This window comes from Nitrospira sp. BLG_2, assembly GCF_049222245.1.
Map to the genome: position 1 here is coordinate 1 of NZ_JBLYIG010000056.1, position 4,151 is coordinate 4,151.

A 4,151-nucleotide genomic window follows, 5' to 3' on the forward strand; every position below is an offset into this window, starting at 1 on the left:
AGCGCGCTCGTACCAATGAGTAAAACTCCACCGTGGTGAGGTGAAACGGGATCATGTCCCGCGCGAAGGCATCGATCCACATGACATCGTACGTGTGATCCGTCGCGTTGAGAAAAGCGCGGCCGTCCTTCACGAAGACGTGATGATTGGCCGGCGGGCGATAATCAAAATATTCTTCGGCCATTCGGACGACGACCGGGTCAAATTCCACGATATCCAGCTCTAACGCAGGCCAGTGCCGCGCCAACCACTTCGCCAACGAGCCGCCGCCATGGCCGAGAATGAGGCCGCGTTTCGGCTCGGACACCAGCGCCAGCGAAGACACCATCATTTGGCTGTAGGGAAGAAAAAGGGAAGTCGGGTCGACTTTCCACATCGTCGCGTGGAAGGTACGATCCAACACGAGATACCGGAAGAGATCATCCTCACGAATACGGACTTGCTGGTACGGACTTTCCTCTTGATAGACGGGGGCTTTCAATCGTTGGAGCGGGCTGAGGGCCATGGTTCCCAACAAGGCGAAGCAACCGAGAGTCATCAGTAATACCGACGGGCGAGCCGAAGTTCCTTTCATGAGCCACAGAATCCCAAGCGCGATCTGAATGCCCCCCAGCCAGGCCATCAGCAATTGGCTCCCCAGCCACGATAAGAGAAAGAACGCAGTGCCCCACGTGCCGGCCAGACTCCCTACGGTCGACAGGGCGATCATGCGGCCAGTCTGCCGGCCGAGGTGATCCATGTCTGCAACCGCCAAACGCAACATGGTCGGCAAGACGCCGCTGAGCCCGAACGCGGGGGGGGCGAGGAGCACGGTTGCGGCGAGGCAAGGGCCCCAGCGAGGGTCTTGCACCATCTTCTCGATCTCGAACAAAACAGGTTGATTCGCCCACGCGACGAGAAACGTCCAGCTTCCTGAAAAGAGCAACAGGACCGCCAGCGCTCCTCCGCCGCTATAACGATCGGAAATCCAACCGCCGAATGCGTATCCGCTGCTCATAGCAGCCAAGATCACTCCGATCAATGCGCCCCAGACAAACAACGAACTGCCGAATACGGGAGCCAGCAGCCGGCTGCCAAGGATTTCCAATGCCATCACCACTGCGCCGGTCACAAGGGCGGTCAGAAGCAAAAACCAGCGGGGAATTCGTGAGGTATGAGGAGTCATTGATTGAACGAAGGAATGGAGCTCCTTGTCACGCGCGAAACAGCGTCGGATTGTACTCAACGCATTTTCCGAGAGTCAACGAAACGTGACCCATACGAAGCAGGACGGAATTTGTTTGAACGATTCTCAGCCTGATTGCTATACTTCACCGGTTAACTGTCTAGGAGGGATTACCATGCATATCAGCGTCATCGGAACCGGCTATGTCGGACTGGTCACCGGCGCCTGTTTTGCCGAGTTCGGTGTAAATGTGACCTGTATGGATAACGACGATCGCCGAATCGCGAAGCTCGAAAAAGGAGAGGTCCCGTTCTATGAACCGGGGATTACCGAGCTTGTTGCCAAGGGAGTGAAGGAGGGGCGTCTCACCTTCACCACCGATATTGCCCAGGCGGTCGACAAGGCGCTCGTGATTTTCATCGCGGTCGGCACACCTCCAAGCGAAGATGGATCGGCCAATTTGTCGTTTGTCGAAGAGGTGGGCCGAGGCATCGCGCGTCATATGACCGGGTACAAGGTTATCGTGACGAAGTCCACAGTGCCGGTTGGAACGGGAGAAAAGATCCGTGAGGTCATCACGAAGAATCAAAAACAAGGTATTCGATTTGACGTCGTCTCGAATCCAGAATTCCTCAGGGAAGGATCGGCCATCGAAGACTTCATGCGGCCAAACCGTGTCGTAATAGGGGCGGACAGCGATCAGGCGGTCGCCATCATGAAGGACCTCTACCGTCCCCTCTACCTCATCGAAACGCCGGTCGTCGTGACGGACGTTCCAACCGCCGAGCTCATTAAATACGCGTCCAATGCGTTCCTGGCCACGAAGATTTCGTTTATCAACGAGATCGCCAATCTTTGTGAAAAAGTCGGGGCCGATGTCCAAATGGTGGCGAAAGGGATGGGGCTCGATCATCGGATCGGCTCCAAGTTCCTGCATGCCGGGCCCGGATTCGGAGGGTCCTGCTTCCCCAAGGATTTAGCGGCGCTGATTCAGACAGGCGAGCGAAACGGCCATCCCATGCAGATTGCCTCCGCTGCTTCACGCGTGAACGAAGCGCAACGTACAAGGATGCTCACGAAGATTCGTGAAGCTCTTAATGGATTGAAGGGCAAGACGATAGGCATGCTCGGACTCTCGTTCAAGCCGAATACGAATGATCTTCGGGAGGCTCCGGCGCTGGCCATCAGTCGGGAACTTCTTTCGGAAGGCGCGACGGTTCGCGTGTACGATCCTGAAGCTCTGGAAGATGCTTGTCGATTGCTCCCGGAGCTGCAGGTCTGCCGAGACACTTACCATGCAGCCGAAGGGGCCGATGCTCTGGTGATTATGACCGAATGGAATGTGTTTCGAAACCTGGATTTTGAAAAGTTGAAATCTGTCATGCGGGTTCCCGTATTGCTGGATCTCCGAAACGTCTACGATCCCGAGCGCATCGCGGCTGCCGGCTTCAAACATGTCTCGGTAGGGCGTACAACGAAGAGCCCCGAGACCCGCTGATAGAAGTTAAGTCAGTCTCGGCAACTCGGCCTTGACCTGGTCCTTGGTTTTCGGCTTGTATCCCATTCGATCAAGCACCTTCATAATTCGTGCCTTCAACCGATCATCAGCGTCGGCCAACGCAGTGGCGAGCGGTTCGACGGCCGGTTTGCCGATTTTCCGAAGAATCTCGGTTGCGGATTGACGAATCTCGTCCTCTTCGGATACCAGGAGCGGAATGAGCGACGATACGGAGGGGCCGCCGAGTTTGATCAGCGAATCAGAGGCTCGTTGCCGCACATCACCGACTTCATCGTTCAACGCCGCCACCAAAGGATCGACGGCGCGCGGATCTTTCAACTCACCTAAGACCTCCGCCGCGTACTTTCGATTTAGCCAGTGTGAATCTCTCAGGTCGAGCAACATGGCATCGGCCCTGGCGGCGTTCGGATCTTTGGGGCGAATCTTAAAGCTTTTCGCGATCCGCTTGCCGTTTTCTTCCACCACACGGATCGTTGCGCCATCTCCCTCCTTGATTTTTTTGAGGTCCTCCAGCGCCTCCTCGGCCACGTCGAGCACGACCGTCTTACCGTCGTAAGCCAGGAGTTCGACCTCGAGCTGTTTGCTCTCGGGGTTAACGGCCACCACTCGCTCTGTCACCAAGTTGAACCCGTCTTTCTTCTCTCCACCTTTCGGAGCGATCTGAATCAACTTCGGAGCTTCATCCGCCATGGGTATGCATCCTCTATCGGGTTAAGTTATTGCGGTTCGGAGGTCCAGCCGAGACTGGCCAGCACGGCCTCGACGGTTTCCTGGACCATGGTGTTCTCATCCTCGCGCAGCGCCAGCAACGGTTGAATAGCTTCCTTTGCGCCGAGGCGAGCGAGTGATTCGGCGGCATTCCGACGGACCAGCCAGTCTTCATCTTTCAGCGACTCGATCAGCGGGCTGATTCCCCGATGATCGCCGATCTTGCCCAGCGCCTCTGCCGCATGACGGCGAACCATCCAATTGGAGCCAAGGAGTCCGTCGATCAGCGCCTCGACAGCCCGCACATCGCCGATCTTTTTCAGCACCCGAGCCGCATCTTCCCTCAGGGTACTGTCCATGAGCGCGTCGATCAGTCCAGGCACCGCCTGCGAATCGCCGATCCGCTCGAGCGCCCACACAGCCGCTGTCCGTACCGCGCCGTCTCGGTCCTTTATCGCTCGGACCAGGGAATCGACGGCGCGCCGGTCCCGCAGCTTGCCGAGCGCCGAGGCCGCCTGTTCTCGGATTGCCCAAGAGTCATCTTGCAGCGCTTCGATCATTGGGTCGACGACGGAGGGGCCCATCCGTACCACCGCACTGCTCGCTGCCTCTCGAATCACCGCATCTTCATCGGCCATCAGGTCGATCAATCTGGGAAGCGCTTCCGGGCCGCTCTGGCCAAGGCCTGCGATTGCGTGCTCGCGCAACGCTTCATTTTCGTCATGCAATGCTTGTATGAGCTGCTCGATTCGCCCGGAT

Annotated in this window: 4 protein-coding genes; 1 reads left to right on the forward strand and 3 read right to left on the reverse strand. The window is 57.3% G+C overall.

Annotated elements, in window-relative coordinates; all coding sequences use genetic code 11:
* Positions 1 to 1,225 (reverse strand): fused MFS/spermidine synthase (locus ACOSYY_RS01605; RefSeq protein WP_421660513.1); only part of this gene is annotated, 1,225 nt, incomplete at its 3' end.
* A 115-nt stretch (positions 1,226 to 1,340) separates the two neighbouring features.
* On the opposite strand from ACOSYY_RS01605, the gene ACOSYY_RS01610 reads away from it, so the two are divergent.
* Positions 1,341 to 2,663, forward strand: a complete 1,323-nt coding sequence (locus ACOSYY_RS01610; protein ID WP_421660515.1) for a UDP-glucose dehydrogenase family protein — start codon at positions 1,341 to 1,343, stop codon at positions 2,661 to 2,663.
* 6 nt (positions 2,664 to 2,669) lie between these two features.
* Here the strand turns inward: ACOSYY_RS01610 and ACOSYY_RS01615 are convergent, their stop codons facing one another.
* Positions 2,670 to 3,374: a HEAT repeat domain-containing protein gene (locus ACOSYY_RS01615; protein ID WP_421660516.1), complete on the reverse strand. Its 705-nt coding sequence runs from the start codon at positions 3,372 to 3,374 to the stop codon at positions 2,670 to 2,672.
* 26 nt (positions 3,375 to 3,400) lie between these two features.
* Positions 3,401 to 4,151 (reverse strand): HEAT repeat domain-containing protein (locus ACOSYY_RS01620; RefSeq protein ID WP_421660517.1); only part of this gene is annotated, 751 nt, incomplete at its 5' end.